The organism is Endoryza foliicola (assembly GCF_050589245.1).
In the GTDB taxonomy this organism is placed as follows: domain Bacteria; phylum Bacteroidota; class Bacteroidia; order Chitinophagales; family Chitinophagaceae; genus Endoryza; species Endoryza foliicola.
This window is the reverse complement of the sequence record NZ_JBOBEW010000004.1, coordinates 201,362-216,850: the sequence shown is the minus strand read 5'-3', so window position 1 is coordinate 216,850 and position 15,489 is coordinate 201,362. Positions and strand designations below refer to the sequence as shown.

Below are 15,489 nucleotides of genomic sequence, written 5' to 3'. Positions count from 1 at the left end.
AGTTTTCATGAATTATATTGAACCAAATGAGTTGAAATCCTGGATCGACAACGACCAGGATTTTCAATTAATAGATGTAAGAGAAGATTACGAAAGAGCCCAATTTAATATTGGAGGGCTTTGGATTCCTTTGCCGGAGATCATGGAACATTTGGATCAAATTGATGCTTCGAAGCCGGTGGTATTTTATTGTAAAATGGGCATCAGAAGTGGTATTGCATTACAACGTTTAGAGCCTCGTTTTCCTTCCACTACTTTTTACAATCTCAAAGGAGGCATGGAAGCTTGGAAGAAGATTTTCAAGCTTGGTTAGTTTTCTTATCTTAGGATAGGAATGATTGCCTACCTACCATATTTACTGCTCGGAATTGTACTGCTCTCGGTACTGGCCTATTTCATTCAAGAACGTTTCATCTTCAAGCCTGAAAAATTACACCAAGAATTCATTTTCAAATACGATGTGCCTTTCAGTGAACTCTTTTTTGATGTTGAACCCGGTGTTCGCATCAATGGTTTACATTTCCACAGAAACAATCCAAAAGGATTGGTGCTCTATTTTCATGGAAACACCAGAAGCATCAAGGGATGGGCAAAATATGCAGCGGATTTTTACCGCTACGACTATGATGTAGTGCTCATCGATTATAGAGGCTTTGGAAAAAGCACGGGAAAGCGTTCAGAGAAAAGTATGTTATCAGATGTACAATTTGTATACGATTCACTACGAAAACAGTATCCGGAAGATCATTTGATAGTATATGGGAGAAGCATGGGAAGCGGCTTTGCCACCAAACTTGCATCAGACAATAACCCACGCTATCTAATTTTGGATGCTCCCTATTATAGTTTCAAAAAAGTAGCACAGCGATTTCTACCTTTCTTACCTGTTCGTTGGGTATTAAGGTATCATTTAAGAACGGATGCTTGGATCAAAAATGTGAAATGCCATACTTATATCATTCACGGAACCAAAGATCGATTGATCCCCATTTCACATAGTGAAAAACTTAGAAGCATTAACCCACATTATATTACATTGATTAGAATTGTGGGAGGTGGTCATAATAATTTACCTTCGTTCAACGAATACCATAGTTTTATTCGCGACATCCTTAAGGAATGATTATGTGGAAGAAAATTGCCTTTCGTTGGATCAAAGTACTTGTATTGGTGTATTCCATCATTGGAATTGTTTTTTATTATGTACAAGACAAGATCTTTTTTCACCCAACAGTTTTAAGCCAAGACTATCAATACAATTACCAGGGAAAACTAAAGGAGATTTTCATTCCCGTAAACGATCAGTCTACTCTTCATTTCGTTCAATTCAAAACACCAGATACCGCCAAAGGTGTAGTGTTGTACTTTCACGGTAATAGAGATAATATTTCTCACTATTTGAATGCTGTTCCTCCCTTGGTAGCTCAAGGATATGAGGTTTGGATGTTAGAGTATCCGGGGTTTGGGAAAGCTACCGGAAACTTCACAGAACAGAACTTATATGAATGGGCTTTGCAGCTTTACAAATACGCTCGACCTCATTTCCAACCCAATCAAATAGTAATTTATGGAAGAAGTCTAGGAACAGGCATTGCGGCGCAATTGGCATCCATTAGAGATTGTAGGAAATTGATCTTAGAAGCCCCTTACTATGATTTTAGAAATGTGGCGCGCCCTTATCTGTTTTTATATCCGTTAAACAGAATGATTTCTTTCGGTTTTCCTACTTATCAATATTTGCAAAAAGTAACGGCTCCTGTTACACTCATTCATGGAACCGATGACGGAGTGATCTCTTATCGAAACAGTGCAGCGCTATCAAAACTTTTCAAACCGGGCGACACATTAATAACCGTAAAAGGTGGTAGCCATAACGACTTGTTGAATTTTCCGGAAGCTAGAGTAACCATTAAATAATAATGGTTCGGCTCAATTAAGACTCAAAAAGTTTCGTTCCCTGTTCTGTTACATGCAAACTGTAGTTGGCACCATGCTTTACAGCGTAGTTGGCAGTTTCGTGACTTATAGGAAAATCGTAGCAAACCGGATACTTATATTCTTCAACTAAATCGGCAATGGTTTCGAAAGCCGATTTACCGAAGGAGCGCTCGGTATCTTTCATTCCGCTAAATCCTCCAATGATTAAACCGGCCAGTTTATCTAATTTTCCGGCGCGTTTTAACTGAAGCATCATGCGGTCAACATGATAAATTTGTTCGTCTAAATCTTCTAAGAATAAGATTCGCCCCTTTGTTTTGATTTCAGAAGAAGTACTCAATAGATGCACCAGCAAACTCAGATTCCCACCAACCAAGGGCCCTTCACCAAATCCGTTTCTATTCAATGAATGAGCATTTACTTCAATGAGCGGCGTTTTTCCACTCAATAGTTTTCTCAAAGATTGTACATAAGGAGTATCTACTCCACCATTATTAAACGCTGCTCCCATAGGACCATGAATGCTAGCAACATCGTAGTTCGAATAGAGATGACTGTGAAAAACCGTGATGTCACTGAATCCGATGATCCATTTTGGCTGCTTTTTGAATTGTTTCCAATTCAATTGATCAATGATTCGAGAACTACCGTAACCACCACGCCCACAAAGAATGGCTTTTATTTCAGAATCGTCTAGCATTGCTTGAAAATCGGCGGCTCTTTCTGCGTCGGTTCCGGAGAAATAATTGGTGGAGCTACTGCCCACGGTGGCACCCAACTTCACTTGATAGCCCCATTGCTCTAGGCTGTTAATGCAGGTTTGCAGTTTCTCAGTGGACATATAGCCTGCCGGGCAAGTAATGCCTACTAGGTCACCTTTTTTCAAATATGGAGGAATAGTTATCATGATAATGGATTCATCTTATAGTTCACGCAAGGTAGTGCCATCAGCTGTTACTTCCAACTGATAGGAGATTCCTAGCTTTAAGGGGCGGTTGTCTTTTTGATGCCCGATCGGAAAATCGAAACTTACCGGATAACCGTAGTCTTTTACTTTTTCAAGTACAATTTGTTCTAAACTCTTTCCAAATTCTTCTCCCGGATCATCGGGTTTTATTTTAAACCCTCCTATAACCAATCCGTTCAAGTTTTCGAGCTTTCCACTTCTTTTTAAGTTCCAAAACATTCGATCGATGCTGTATAAATATTCACCGGTATCTTCAACTACTAAAATTTTTCCTTTTGTATTGAGATCGGAATGAGAACCGGCCATCGACTCAATGCATTTCAAATTACCACCAACTAAAACTCCTTTTGCAATACCCATTTGATTGCTTTGGTTGGCCAATGCAGTAGTAAGGATGGGCTCCCCCATCAAACAATCTTTAATGAGTGTAATAGACGATTTCTGGACTTCATCGGCTTGCTCCCAATCATCAGGAAAGCTATTGCACATTTTAGAGTGGATAGAGGCAAGGTTAATTTGTCGATTCAAATGACTGTGCAAAAATGTTATGTCACTAAATCCGATGATCCACTTTGGATGCTTCTTGAATTTTTCGAAGTTCAATCGATCCATCATTCTCACTACGCCGTATCCTCCTCTAGCACACATGATGGCGCCGATAGATTCATCGTCTAAAAAGCGTTGAAAATCGGCAGCACGTTCAATATCGGAACCACCAAGGGTGCCTTCTCTTTTTCCAATGGTATCTCCTATTACAATTTCAAATCCCCACCCTTGCATCATCTTAACTGCAGGTTGAATTTGTTCCAATGTAATGTAACCCGCGGGTGATGTAATGGCAATTTTTCCTCCTGTTTTTAGATATGGAGGGCGTTGCGGATGTTTTACTTCTGGTTCATTGCCTGTTGGCATCATGGAACCTACACCCAAAAGAGAAAGAGATTGTATGAATTCGGAGCGCTGCAAGCGAATGAATTTACTTTAGTCAAATATACGGTATTGATCAAGAACGAGGAAGCGAGGAAAGAGGAAAGGAGGAATTAGTTGATGGGCGAATGTAATAATTTGTGCAACGGAAATGGTACGCGTTGCTTATCAACAGCTACCGCAAAAAGTAGTAACTTGCATGAATAAACAAAAACTGTATGTCAACCAAAATTACCATTAACCCTAACGGTTCTATTAAAGTAGAAGGCGATTTTCAGATTTTCGATAAAGAGGGAAATCAATACGATTTAGGTGGAAGAGAGATCATTTCTCTGTGCCGCTGTGGTCATTCTAAAAACAAACCATTTTGCGATGGTTCGCATAAGGGGCAATTTGAAGATGAAGCGAAGGCGTTTGCGTTGCCGCCAAAAAAAACTGTTTAATTAACAATTAAGAATTAATAATTAATAATTTGGCATCAACGCGTTCATTGTTAATTATTAACTCTTAATTCTTTACTCCCTTTCCTTGTAGAATTGACTATAGCTACAAGAATTTTTATTATTTCTTCGGTTTGTAATTTCAGGTTTGAATCTTTTGGAAGCTGTTCTGATTGTTCGCATAAGCTAAGCCAATAAAGCGTTTCATTGGCCTCTTTCAATGCAATTTTTAGTTTATGAATGAAATCCAACTTACTCTCTGCAAATTGTGACTCATGCACCAAAGCGCCAATTGCAGTTCCGGACCGTATTAGTTGATTAGCAATTACAAATTGGTGTTTGCAACTAAATTTTTCACCAAACGCTATTACATCTAATGCAAATAGCAGTGATCTCTTTTTGATAATATTTTCTCTACCTAACATAAGCCCGCAAATTATTGCGAAAACTAATTCTTCTATTTACAATACAATCAGAACTTAAACAATGCATTGTACAACCTATACTTGCGGAATCGTATAATTATTAATTGTTAATTATTAATTATTAATTAAAAAAGGAGCTCGCGAAACCACGAACTCCTTTTCCTTATAATTCAATCTCTTGCTTAGTGCTTCGAGAATTCTGATCTAATCACATTCAAGGCGCCACCTGCTTTGAACCACTCAATTTGTTGAGCGTTGTAGCTGTGGTTAGCAACAATCGAATCTGAACTTCCATCGGCATGGTTCAATACCACGGTCAATGGAGTACCCGGAGTAAAGCTGGTTAAGCCTACTACATCGATCACATCATTTTCTTGAATTTTATCGTAGTCTTCTTTGTTAGCAAAGGTCAACGCCAACATACCTTGTTTTTTCAAGTTGGTTTCGTGGATACGAGCGAAGCTTTTCACCAATACCACGCGAACGCCTAAGTGACGAGGCTCCATAGCGGCGTGTTCTCTTGAAGAACCTTCACCATAGTTTTCATCACCCACTACAATTGAACCGATGCCTGCAGCTTTGTACGCCCGTTGCGTTGCAGGAACAGGACCGTATTCTCCGGTAAGGTGGTTTTTAACGTTGTCGGTTTTTTCGTTGTAGAAGTTCACTGCACCAATCAACATGTTGTTAGAGATGTTGTCGAGGTGACCTCTAAACTTCAACCAGGGACCCGCCATTGAGATGTGGTCGGTAGTACATTTACCTTTTGCCTTGATCAACAAACGCAATCCTTTCAGATCAGTTCCTTCCCAAGCTGCAAATGGATATAATAATTGTAAGCGCTTGCTGTCTGATTTTACATCAATGATCACTTTGCTACCGTCTTCAGCAGGAGCTTGATATCCTGCATCTTCAACAGCAAATCCTTTAACAGGTAATTCATCGCCTGAAGGTGGATCCAATTTCACGGCCTCGCCTTTTTCATTGATCAAGGTATCTGTGATTGGATTGAAGGTAAGGTCTCCGGCAATGGCCAAAGCGGTTACCAACTCAGGTGATGCCACAAACGCTAATGTATTGGGGTTGCCATCGGCGCGTTTCGCGAAGTTTCTGTTGAAACTGTGAACGATGGTGTTTCTTTCTTGTTTGTCGGCGCCCATACGATCCCACATACCGATACAGGGTCCGCAAGCATTGGCGAATACCGTAGCACCGATCTTCGAGAAAGTATCGAGGTAGCCATCACGCTCAATAGTGTAACGAACAAGCTCACTACCGGGAGTAATGGTGAATTCTGCTTTTGTTTTGAGGTTCTTCTCTGCCACTTGTTTTGCCAAGCTTACAGCGCGACTGATATCTTCATAAGAAGAGTTGGTACAGCTACCGATCAAACCCACTTCTACTTTTGTAGGCCAGCCGTTTTTAGCAGCTTCTTCTTTCATCTTAGATATAGGAGTTGCTAAATCCGGAGTGAATGGACCGTTTAAGTGTGGTTCCAATTCACTTAGGTTGATTTCGATTACGCGATCGAAATATTTCTCAGGATTCGCATACACTTCAGGGTCGCCTGTTAAGTAGTCTTTTACCGCGTCGGCAGCAGCAGCTACTTCGGCTCTTCCGGTTGATTTGAGGTAGCGAGCCATGCTGTCGTCGTAACCGAAAGTAGAGGTAGTAGCTCCAATTTCAGCACCCATGTTACAGATGGTTCCTTTACCGGTGCAGCTCATGCTGGTTGCACCTTCACCGAAATATTCAACAATAGCGTTGGTACCACCTTTTACAGTTAAGATACCGGCTACTTTCAAGATAACATCTTTGGGAGCAGTCCAACCGTTCAATTTACCGGTCAGTTTCACACCAATTAATTTAGGCATCAGCAATTCCCAGCTAAGGCCGGCCATAACGTCGCAGGCATCGGCACCACCCACACCAATGGCAATCATACCCAAACCACCGGCATTCACCGTATGGCTATCGGTACCAATCATCATTCCACCTGGGAACGCGTAATTTTCTAGAACCACTTGGTGGATGATACCGGCTCCTGGCTTCCAGAAACCGATTCCGTATTTATTTGAGATTGAAGACAAGAAATTATAAACCTCTTCATTTTCAGAAACCGCCTTTACGAGGTCGGTTTTCCCTTCGTTTTTCGCTACAATCAGGTGATCGCAGTGAACAGTAGAGGGAACAGCCACTCTTTTACGACCGGTGGTATCGAATTGCAAAAGCGCCATTTGAGCGGTTGCGTCTTGCATTGCAACGCGATCGGGCGCGAAGTCAACATACGCTTTTCCTCTTTCATAATCTTTCAGTTCTACGCCGTTCCAAAGGTGGGCGTATAAAATTTTCTCCGCCAATGTGAGGGGGCGTCCCAGTGCCTTGCGAGCGGCATCCACCTTTGCAGGCATCTCCGCGTAGGTCTTTTTAATGAGGTCGAGATCGAATACCATGAAGAATGAATTGAAAAAAGTTGAAAATCTGGTTTAATACAGGACTTGGGTCTAGAACTACAGGAATCTCCTTAGTTCGTTGATTTTGAGGCCCAAAGCCGCTATCTAACGCAATTTGTACGTACAAATTGCTGTCGCGAATTTACTCCAAAATCATTAAACATTCTACAGGAATCATTGTTTGGAAGGAGTATTTTTTCCTAATTTAGAGTTATGAACCGATTCCGATATTTTATTGAATGGCATGTATTTGGCGTTTGTACCGCAATTGGCGAGCGCCTTGGTATCGCTACCAGTAGAATTAGAACCTGGTTTGTGTACATTTCTTTCCTTACAATGGGGTCGCCTCTTATTCTTTATTTTATTTTGGCTTTTTGGATGAACATCAAGCGCTACATCCTATCCTTTCGCCGGAATCCCATTAAGTATCAATAGTATTTTTGCTCCCGAAGTTTACCATTGAATGGTAGCCAACCCTGTTAAATTATTCTCAGCATCGTGATAAAGCGTAAGCAGGCTTCTTTTAGAAGTATACGCTATATTTTTCTTGAAAAACAGAAAGGGCATTCCACCGGGAACCACAGTATTCTTCTCCGAAGTTTGGTCAACACTTACTGAACTTGACTGCAAATAAGGAATGTTCTTTCCATTGATCTCATAATTCAACACTTTAAAGCTCTTCTCCGAATCGGGCAACAACAACACATTGGTAAAAGGAGAGCCCGGAACATATAAGTTTCGAACCCACTTTTTCAATTCCACTTTAGTTTTAGTATCGGTATAAATCAACACAGTTTTATAGTCGAGCATTTTATTAAACAGCAAAACATTCCCTGCATCTCGAGGGCTTACATCCCCCATCGCAAAACTAGGCACAGAAACCATCTTGGGTTGAAAGTTGTCGCCGGCTGCTTGCAAGCTTGGGCTTTGCGTATTGTTGTTCAGCATGGCTGCTTGTCGGGCACGATCTGCCGCATTCTGCGTTGCAATAGAACTTGCTGTTGGATTGTAGGCTCCTACTCTTTCTCCCGCTCCTCTGGTAGTGGAAATGACCGGAGTAACAGGCTGTTGTTGCGAAGTGCCTGTTCTGGCTAACGAGTTTCGTTGAGAAGGATTGGTAAGCCCATTATTAATGGTTCCTCGGTACATACTGAAATTGTTGTACAAATCGCCCACAAACATGATCGACCCTTTTTCTAACACTTTAAAATAGCGAAGTTGAAGGGTATTGGTTACTTCTGTAAATGGGATGCTGTAAACCCCCGATTTCAAAACCTTCTTGTACTTTTTATCAATATCGTGTGTAATAATCGTGTCCCATACTTTTTTACCGGGTGTCCAAAATCCGGCCAAAACCCCTTCCACGTTCTTGGTATAAAAATCTTGATAGACACTGCCAATAGCAAGTTGTTTCGAACCGGCATTCCAATCGAACAACAATTCAATGGGCTTGTATTGCTTAATATAAAGTTCTGCAAACTTTGGTCCTTCGCTGGTTCCGTTCACATAGTAGAGCTTCACCTTGGTGCCAAGTTTGTAATTTGAAGCGATATCATGAACCGCTACGAAAAGTTCCCCACCCGGTGCCAAATAGGGTGCAGATACCGTTTCCAGTTCAGCTTCTAACGGCATATAATTGCTGTAGCGCTTCTCCTCTTTACCAACTTCATTCAAAACAATTCCTTCAAACAATACTTGCTGCGTAGAGAATCCGCTTACGATTCTGTAGGCAAGAAACTTATTCCGATCTTCTGTTGTAACCAATTTGTACAGTGCAGAAGAGCCATAGGATGCGAGCGGTGTAGCATCCAGTTCTCGAGTTGCTCCAACTTGCGATCCGGTTGAATCAAGCACGGTGCTGGTCAATACCAGTTTTCGATCAACAATGCTTTGTACTATGAATAAAAGCTCATTGTTTTCTGCAAAAAGGTTTACTGCTTGCAATGTGCTTGCATTGATAAAGGGGAGCGGAATTGCCTTTTCAAACAATCCATCATTATTGAATTTGATAACCTGTGGATCAGCGTTAAGTGCGGCATAGTAGAGATAATAGCTCGAACCCAATTGTCCAATAATTTGAACATTGTCGCTGGAACGAATCGGGAAAGGAAATTTAGGGAGGTATTTTACATGTTGAGCTGAACTTTGAAGCACACTCAACTGTAAAATAAAAAGACAGAAAAAGGCCAGTGGTAAACTGCGCTTCATAAACAATTTCAGGAATGGTTGACTTATATAAATTTACGTAATATTAATATGGAACGTTGCTAATAATAATACAAAATGGAAACAATTATCATAGCCGGAGGTTCGGGATTGGTGGGAAAAGATTTAGCGAGTCATTTTGCTTCAAAGGGGCATAAAGTGATCATTTTAAGTAGGGAGAAGCGAATACCAACTAATGGCATAGCCTATGCCGTTTGGGACACTCGCACACAAACAGTGGATGCAAAGGCACTTGAGCAGGCAACCGTTGTGATAAACTTAGCGGGTGCAGGTGTGGCTGATAAGCGCTGGTCGCAAGAACGAAAGCAAGAAATCTTGGAAAGCCGCGTGCAAAGTGGTCATACCCTGACGAAAGCCCTTACTTCCCTACCAAATAAAGTTCACACTTTTATTCAGGCTTCTGCTATCGGATGGTACGGAGCCGATCCGGTTGTTCCAAACCCTCATCCCTTCTCGGAGGAGGCCCCGGCCGATACAGAGTTTTTAGGCGCCACCTGTAAAGCTTGGGAGGAAAGTATTGCAGTACTCAAATCTACTTCTATACGAACCATCACTTACCGCATAGGGATCGTGTTAAGTAAGAATGGTGGGGCTTTCAAAGAGTTCTACAATCCGGTTCGCTTCAGAATTGTACCTACGCTTGGCAATGGTAAGCAAGTTGTAAGTTGGATACATGTGAAAGACTTGGTGGGAATGATTGATTATGCCATTGCTAGTCCAACTGTTCAGGGCGTTTACAACGCAACGGCGCCCGCACCGGTAAACAATCACACCTTGATGTCGGTGCTTGGTCAAATTGCCTGCGGCAGTTTATACATACCGGTACCTGTTCCTTCCTTTGTATTGAAAATAATGCTGGGTGAAATGAGCATAGAGGTTCTGAAAAGTGCAACGGTTTCCGATAAGAAAATACTTTCTGCCGGATATCGATTTCAATTTCCGACTATTGATGTGGCGATTAAGGAATTGTTGAATAAGAACGAGCCGGGCAATTAATAATTAATAATTAATAAGTAATAATTAATAATGAAACAGCCGCGATGCAGAAGGGAGGATGGAGGAAACGAGAAAGGAGGAAATACAAAGAGACTGCCAACGCTGCGATAACGCTGCGATCGCTGCGCCGCCGCGGTGGAAAGAAAATACTAATTAATAATTAGGAATTAATAATGAAACAGCCGGCAGTCAGGTTGATTGAATATCGGCGGCTAATTTGTGGGAATCTGTAATAATCTGGGCTATCTGTGGTAAAATTTGGACCGTGGAAAGAAGAAGGAGGAAATACAGAGAAGGAAGAGGGGGGAAGAACAGGGGGAAGACAGGAACGAGGAAAAGAGGAGACGAGGAGAGAGGAAATTTTAGTCCCGCAGGCGAAGCCGTTGCGGGAAGAGAGGAAGTAACAATTGGATAATTTGAGGGTTTGAGAATGTGATATTGGAATACAGGGGGTTGAGACAACGCTGCGCTGTCGCTGCGAGGTTCCTGAGCGACCAGTTGAGCGAAGCGAAACTGGGAGTCGAAGGACCGCTGCGCCGCCGCGGTGAAAAAGAAAACAAGCATAAAAGCTAATAAGAAAAAACTCCTCCGTGCCGCTGTGACTCCGTGGTTCTGTATTCCCCCGCGAAGCGGCCTCTGCGCTCTTAAGTAAAAGACTCTCCGAAACTCTTGCTGCCAAATACTTAACTAACTACAGCCTCTCCAACCTCCAACCACAATAACTTTGCGTTCCGGCTGTTCCCCGCAAAATGAACAACAATGCAATCAAGTTCACTTACTCACTACAGACATACTCCAGAGCCCTCAATTATTAATTATTAATTGCTAATTATTAATTCTTCAAGTCCACTTTTTTGAAATACCTCATAATCAACACTGCCATCAGCACAAAATAGATAGCTGCGCAAATCAGCAAACTACTGTCTTCCACATTTCTTTGTGCCATCATTCTCGGAATAAAAGGATTGGGCACCAGAGAATCAGTAGATTCTAAGGGAAGAAAATATCCAACTTTTGAGTTGTTCTTGATCAAAGAAACCCAAAGCAAATTATCAATGATGAATACGAAAGCAAAGTAAATGATAATAGCTAGGCCGGTTCGTTTAATTAGAAAAGCAATGACCAATGCCACCATCAAGTATTGAAGTGCCATTAAGAAGAAAAAGCCTATGTATTTCATTCCTTCAAAAAGATGGCTCGTGTCTTTTGAAAAGATCAATCCAACTACAAGCGCCGAAAGAATCACAACAAGGGTAGCTGCAATTGCCAATACCAATCCCACCAGCATTTTAGAAAGCATGAACTCCTCTCTCGACAGCCCATCGATAATATTTTGACGATGAGTTCTATACTGCACTTCATTGGTTACAAGAAGTATCAGTAACATCCCAACGAGGATAAAAAACAATCCACCGAACCACGACGCGCTGTGCCAAATTTTTGGGAAGAAGGAAGGATTATCGAGCAAGGAAGAGATCATTTTCCCTTGCGCATTGTTATCGACCGATTCGTTGTATTTGTCAATGAAAAAATAAAAAGTCAATGGAAACAAAAGAACGAACCCCCCAAACAAAATCCAGAAAGTTCGATAGGATCTAACTTTTAACCATTCTATTTTTAATAAATGCATGATTACTTGTTTTGGGTGAGTTCAAAGAATTTAGTTTCGAGGCTTTTCTTTCTTAGCCGCAAATGCTGCAATACAATACCTTTTGAAAAACAGAATTGATTCAAGCTCTCCATTGATACCATTCCTGTAGTAAAGTAAAGTTCCAAGAATTGAGATTGAGGCACCATTCTTACAAGCTCGGGATAGTCTTTCAAAAGTTCTGCCAGCGCGTCCAAATTTGTAGAGGCAACTTCTACAATATCTTCATTCACTAAAATTTCATCTACATTACCCGATGCCAATAGTTTGCCTCTTTGTAATATAGCTACATGCGTACAAACCTTTTCAACTTCATCAAGCAAATGGCTGGCCATAATAATGGTTTTGCCTTGCTTATACAATTGAATGATCAAATTGCGGATTTCAGCAATCCCCACAGGATCGAGCCCGTTGGTAGGTTCATCAAATACCAACACGGTTGGGTCGCCCAACAAACAGGACGCAATGGCCAATCGTTGTTTCATTCCTAAAGAATAGGTGCTGAACTTGGAATCCTTTCTTTCGGTGAGTGCTACCAATTCCAATACTCGGTCAATATCCGATTCGGGAACGCCTTTGATCGCCGCTGCAATTTTGAGGTTATCGACTGCACTGAGATACGCATAGAAATTAGGCGTTTCTAAGAGTGTACCAATTTTTTTGCGGAGAGCCGCACTGGCCGGTTCGTTAAAAAAAGAGAAATCACCTCCACTAGGCTGGAGTACATTCATGATAATACCCAGCAAAGTCGTTTTTCCGCTTCCGTTAGGACCTAAAATCCCAAATACGCAACCTTCCGGCACTTCAAAGCTTACATCTTGCAAGGCTTGAATGCGGCCATACTTTTTAGATAGATGTTGTAATGTTAAAACAGACATGCATGCATTCTTTCCATCAAGATAAGAAAATTATGCATGCATGAATAAATATGTGGCGAATGCAGTGTTTTAATTACGAACGGGACGTCCACTCTTAAGAACGCTTTGTAAACGCTCCAGGGTTTTACGTTCTCCCGTTAAACTCAGAAATGCTTCGCGCTCGAGATCGAGTAAATATTGTTCTGAAACCAAGGTAGGTTCACTCAAATCGCCACCGCACATCACATAGGCGAGTTTTTTCGCCACCAATGCATCGTGATCAGTAGCATATCCACCCGTATTCATAGCATGGATACCCGATAAAAGTGCACCCAATGCAGAGCGACCGAGCACTTTAATATCTTTTCGCTGTGCAGGCATGGTATACCCTGCTTCAAAAAGCTCTATTACGGAACGTTTCGCTGCAGCTACCCTTCTGCTTTGATTCATGATGATTTCATCTTGCCCTTTTCTTAGTATTCCTAAACCGTATGCTTCTTGAGCAGAAGTAGCAACTTTGGCTGTTGCAATGGTGAGGAACCTGTTTTTAAGGGTGATGGTTTCCGGTTCGTCTTCATGCATTTCATCGGCAGCTCTCAACACAAATTCCTTGGTACCACCGCCACCGGGAATCAAGCCCACCCCCAATTCAACCAAGCCAATATAGGTTTCTGCGGCAGCGCAAACTTTATCACTGTGCAAGCTCAACTCACATGCACCTCCTAAAGTAAGTGCATGGGGTGCTACTACCACCGGAACCGAAGAATAACGGGCACGCATCATCGTGTTTTGGAACAAGCGGATGGCCATGTCTAACTCATCGTATTCTTGCTCTATGGCCAGCATGAAAATCATGCCTACGTTGGCTCCGGCACTAAAATTCAAGGTATCATTGGCAATTACCAAGCCTTTGTATTTCGATTCAGCTAAAGCAATGGATTGTTGAATTCCTTCCAACACTTCTCCCCCAATGCTTCCCATTTTAGTTGACCATTCTAAGCCTAAAACATCGTCGCCTAGGTGGTATGTTCTGCAGGCACTGTTCTTCCATACCGTTTGATGCTCGAAATGCTTCATTACAATGAAAGCATCGCCACCTGGAAGGGCTTTGTAGCTTTTGCTAGCAACATCATAACAATAACGCTTGCCTTGTTCTACTTTATAGAAAGAAGTGATGCCGCTAGCCAACATTTCATCGATCCATGCAGGCACAGCATACCCCGCTTTTTTCATTTTATCTGTAGTTCCGGGAACACCCAAAACATCCCAGCTTTCAAACGCACCAATCTCCCATCCAAAACCGGCCATCATGGCGTCATCTACTCTAAACAGCTCATCGGCAATCTCCGGAATGCGGTGAGAGATATAAGAGAATAAGCCATAATGAAAATGACGGTAGAAATCACCGGCTTTGTCCATTCCGGTACACAAGGCTTTTAAGCGTTGCTTCAAATCGTCAATAGGCTTAGCCGCTTCCACCGTAGCGAATTTCGGTTTCTTTCTTGCTTCGTATTCCAAGGTTTTCAGATTCAACACCTGAATTTCCTTTTCACCACCGGCACCTTTTATTTTCTTGAAAAAACCTTGACCGGTTTTATCTCCCAGCCAATTGTTTTCTACTACTTTTTGTAACCAAGAAGGTATTTCGAACAAGGCTCTTTGTTCATCATTGGGACAATTCTCCGCAACACCTTTCGCTACTTTCACCAAGGTGTCAATACCTACAACATCTGCCGTACGGAAGGTGGCAGACTTTGGACGGCCAATGATGGGCCCTGTTAATGCATCAATTTCGTCGATGGTCAACCCCATTTTTTCTACCAACCCGAAAATGGCCATCATACCAAACACGCCAATTCTGTTGGCAATGAAAGCAGGCGTGTCTTTACACAATACGGTTGTTTTACCAAGGGTAAGGTCGCCATAGTGCATGAGGAAATCAACGATCTCAGGGTCGGTCTGGGGCGTGGGTATGATTTCCAGCAACCGCAAATAACGAGGAGGGTTGAAGAAGTGGGTACCACAAAAATGCTTTTTGAAGTCGTCGGAACGTCCTTCCAACATCATGTGTATAGGAATACCCGAAGTGTTGGAACTGATGAGTGTACCCGGCTTACGGTACTTTTCAACTTCGGTAAAAATAAGTTGTTTGATATCCAATCGCTCTACTACTACCTCAATGATCCAATTGCAATTTGCGATCTCTTTCATATTATCAGTGAAATTACCGGTGCTGATTCTTTTGGCTACATCTTTAGTGTAAACCGGCGATGGATTTGATTTGATGGCAGATTGTAAAGCGTCGTTTACAAGTTTGTTGCGAGCGGCGGCATTGGTTGACTCTGTGGCTTCTTTGGGAACCATGTCTAACAGCAATACTTGAACTCCTACTCCGGCAAAATGGCAAGCGATTCTTGACCCCATTACTCCGGAACCTAAAACGGCTACTTTTTTGATGCTACGTTTCATGAACGAAGATTTTAAAATATGACAGCAAAATTAGTTAGTTATGCAACTAATTCTAAATCGAAGATAACTATAAAATTGAGAGCATAAAATAAAAGATGGAAAAAAAGGACTGCAGATTTTGCATTTTTTGGGGGGCCGGAACA

14 protein-coding genes are annotated in these 15,489 nt (G+C 41.8%); 6 read left to right on the top strand and 8 right to left on the bottom strand.

Annotation, left to right across the window (positions count from 1 at the left end; translation table 11 throughout):
* The first annotated feature begins 7 nt into the window (after positions 1-7).
* The 3 genes from ACQ2HE_RS10775 to ACQ2HE_RS10765 are packed head-to-tail and all read left to right on the top strand — an operon-like array spanning position 8 to position 1,917.
* Positions 8-313, top strand: a complete 306-nt coding sequence (locus ACQ2HE_RS10775; protein ID WP_430899627.1) for a rhodanese-like domain-containing protein — start codon at positions 8-10, stop codon at positions 311-313.
* 21 nt (positions 314-334) lie between these two features.
* Positions 335-1,123: an alpha/beta hydrolase gene (locus tag ACQ2HE_RS10770; RefSeq protein WP_430899629.1), complete on the top strand. Its 789-nt coding sequence runs from the start codon at positions 335-337 to the stop codon at positions 1,121-1,123.
* Between the two features lie 2 nt (positions 1,124-1,125).
* Positions 1,126-1,917: an alpha/beta hydrolase gene (locus tag ACQ2HE_RS10765; protein WP_430899631.1), complete on the top strand. Its 792-nt coding sequence runs from the start codon at positions 1,126-1,128 to the stop codon at positions 1,915-1,917.
* Positions 1,918-1,933: 16 nt separating this feature from the next.
* Here ACQ2HE_RS10765 and ACQ2HE_RS10760 read toward each other — a convergent pair whose 3' ends face one another.
* Together ACQ2HE_RS10760 and ACQ2HE_RS10755 are read right to left on the bottom strand one after the other, a co-directional pair.
* Positions 1,934-2,845 (bottom strand): S66 peptidase family protein, encoded by a 912-nt coding sequence (locus ACQ2HE_RS10760; protein ID WP_430899633.1) that lies wholly within the window; start codon positions 2,843-2,845, stop codon positions 1,934-1,936.
* 15 nt (positions 2,846-2,860) lie between these two features.
* Positions 2,861-3,871 (bottom strand): S66 peptidase family protein, encoded by a 1,011-nt coding sequence (locus tag ACQ2HE_RS10755; RefSeq protein ID WP_430899635.1) that lies wholly within the window; start codon positions 3,869-3,871, stop codon positions 2,861-2,863.
* 179 nt (positions 3,872-4,050) lie between these two features.
* On the opposite strand from ACQ2HE_RS10755, the gene ACQ2HE_RS10750 reads away from it, so the two are divergent.
* A complete protein-coding gene (locus tag ACQ2HE_RS10750) occupies positions 4,051-4,275 on the top strand; it encodes a CDGSH iron-sulfur domain-containing protein (protein ID WP_430899637.1) in 225 nt (74 codons plus the stop codon).
* A 50-nt stretch (positions 4,276-4,325) separates the two neighbouring features.
* Here ACQ2HE_RS10750 and ACQ2HE_RS10745 read toward each other — a convergent pair whose 3' ends face one another.
* Together ACQ2HE_RS10745 and ACQ2HE_RS10740 are read right to left on the bottom strand one after the other, a co-directional pair.
* Positions 4,326-4,697, bottom strand: a complete 372-nt coding sequence (locus ACQ2HE_RS10745) for a four helix bundle protein (protein WP_430899639.1) — start codon at positions 4,695-4,697, stop codon at positions 4,326-4,328.
* Positions 4,698-4,879: 182 nt separating this feature from the next.
* Positions 4,880-7,150 carry an aconitate hydratase gene (locus ACQ2HE_RS10740; RefSeq protein WP_430899641.1) on the bottom strand — a complete coding sequence of 757 codons (2,271 nt, stop codon included), beginning with the start codon at positions 7,148-7,150 and terminating at the stop codon, positions 4,880-4,882.
* A 213-nt stretch (positions 7,151-7,363) separates the two neighbouring features.
* On the opposite strand from ACQ2HE_RS10740, the gene ACQ2HE_RS10735 reads away from it, so the two are divergent.
* Positions 7,364-7,585, top strand: a complete 222-nt coding sequence (locus tag ACQ2HE_RS10735) for a PspC domain-containing protein (protein ID WP_430899643.1) — start codon at positions 7,364-7,366, stop codon at positions 7,583-7,585.
* An 18-nt stretch (positions 7,586-7,603) separates the two neighbouring features.
* Here ACQ2HE_RS10735 and ACQ2HE_RS10730 read toward each other — a convergent pair whose 3' ends face one another.
* Complete coding sequence (locus ACQ2HE_RS10730) at positions 7,604-9,358, bottom strand: hypothetical protein (RefSeq protein ID WP_430899645.1); 1,755 nt, start codon at positions 9,356-9,358, stop codon at positions 7,604-7,606.
* A 75-nt stretch (positions 9,359-9,433) separates the two neighbouring features.
* Here ACQ2HE_RS10730 and ACQ2HE_RS10725 point away from each other — a divergent pair, with 75 nt between their 5' ends.
* Positions 9,434-10,372, top strand: coding sequence for a TIGR01777 family oxidoreductase (locus tag ACQ2HE_RS10725; protein ID WP_430899647.1), 939 nt, complete (start codon positions 9,434-9,436; stop codon positions 10,370-10,372).
* Positions 10,373-11,204: 832 nt separating this feature from the next.
* Here ACQ2HE_RS10725 and ACQ2HE_RS10720 read toward each other — a convergent pair.
* The 3 genes from ACQ2HE_RS10720 to ACQ2HE_RS10710 all read right to left on the bottom strand — a co-directional run bounded on the left by ACQ2HE_RS10720 (position 11,205) and on the right by ACQ2HE_RS10710 (position 15,346).
* Complete coding sequence (locus tag ACQ2HE_RS10720; RefSeq protein ID WP_430899649.1) at positions 11,205-12,002, bottom strand: ABC transporter permease; 798 nt, start codon at positions 12,000-12,002, stop codon at positions 11,205-11,207.
* Between the two features lie 2 nt (positions 12,003-12,004).
* Positions 12,005-12,898 carry an ABC transporter ATP-binding protein gene (locus ACQ2HE_RS10715; protein WP_430899651.1) on the bottom strand — a complete coding sequence of 298 codons (894 nt, stop codon included), beginning with the start codon at positions 12,896-12,898 and terminating at the stop codon, positions 12,005-12,007.
* 69 nt (positions 12,899-12,967) lie between these two features.
* Positions 12,968-15,346, bottom strand: a complete 2,379-nt coding sequence (locus tag ACQ2HE_RS10710) for a 3-hydroxyacyl-CoA dehydrogenase/enoyl-CoA hydratase family protein (protein ID WP_430899653.1) — start codon at positions 15,344-15,346, stop codon at positions 12,968-12,970.
* Positions 15,347-15,489 lie beyond the last annotated feature (143 nt).

Excerpts from the sequence above, each read along its gene's own strand:
- ACQ2HE_RS10775 (WP_430899627.1), top strand. The coding sequence starts at position 8 with ATGAATTATATTGAACCAAATGAGTTGAAATCCTGGATCGACAACGAC.
- ACQ2HE_RS10770 (WP_430899629.1), top strand. The coding sequence starts at position 335 with ATGATTGCCTACCTACCATATTTACTGCTCGGAATTGTACTGCTCTCG.
- ACQ2HE_RS10765 (WP_430899631.1), top strand. The coding sequence starts at position 1,126 with ATGTGGAAGAAAATTGCCTTTCGTTGGATCAAAGTACTTGTATTGGTG.
- ACQ2HE_RS10760 (WP_430899633.1), bottom strand. The coding sequence starts at position 2,845 with ATGATAACTATTCCTCCATATTTGAAAAAAGGTGACCTAGTAGGCATT.
- ACQ2HE_RS10750 (WP_430899637.1), top strand. The coding sequence starts at position 4,051 with ATGTCAACCAAAATTACCATTAACCCTAACGGTTCTATTAAAGTAGAA.
- ACQ2HE_RS10745 (WP_430899639.1), bottom strand. The coding sequence starts at position 4,697 with ATGTTAGGTAGAGAAAATATTATCAAAAAGAGATCACTGCTATTTGCA.
- ACQ2HE_RS10740 (WP_430899641.1), bottom strand. The coding sequence starts at position 7,150 with ATGGTATTCGATCTCGACCTCATTAAAAAGACCTACGCGGAGATGCCT.
- ACQ2HE_RS10735 (WP_430899643.1), top strand. The coding sequence starts at position 7,364 with ATGAACCGATTCCGATATTTTATTGAATGGCATGTATTTGGCGTTTGT.
- ACQ2HE_RS10730 (WP_430899645.1), bottom strand. The coding sequence starts at position 9,358 with ATGAAGCGCAGTTTACCACTGGCCTTTTTCTGTCTTTTTATTTTACAG.
- ACQ2HE_RS10725 (WP_430899647.1), top strand. The coding sequence starts at position 9,434 with ATGGAAACAATTATCATAGCCGGAGGTTCGGGATTGGTGGGAAAAGAT.
- ACQ2HE_RS10720 (WP_430899649.1), bottom strand. The coding sequence starts at position 12,002 with ATGCATTTATTAAAAATAGAATGGTTAAAAGTTAGATCCTATCGAACT.
- ACQ2HE_RS10715 (WP_430899651.1), bottom strand. The coding sequence starts at position 12,898 with ATGTCTGTTTTAACATTACAACATCTATCTAAAAAGTATGGCCGCATT.
- ACQ2HE_RS10710 (WP_430899653.1), bottom strand. The coding sequence starts at position 15,346 with ATGAAACGTAGCATCAAAAAAGTAGCCGTTTTAGGTTCCGGAGTAATG.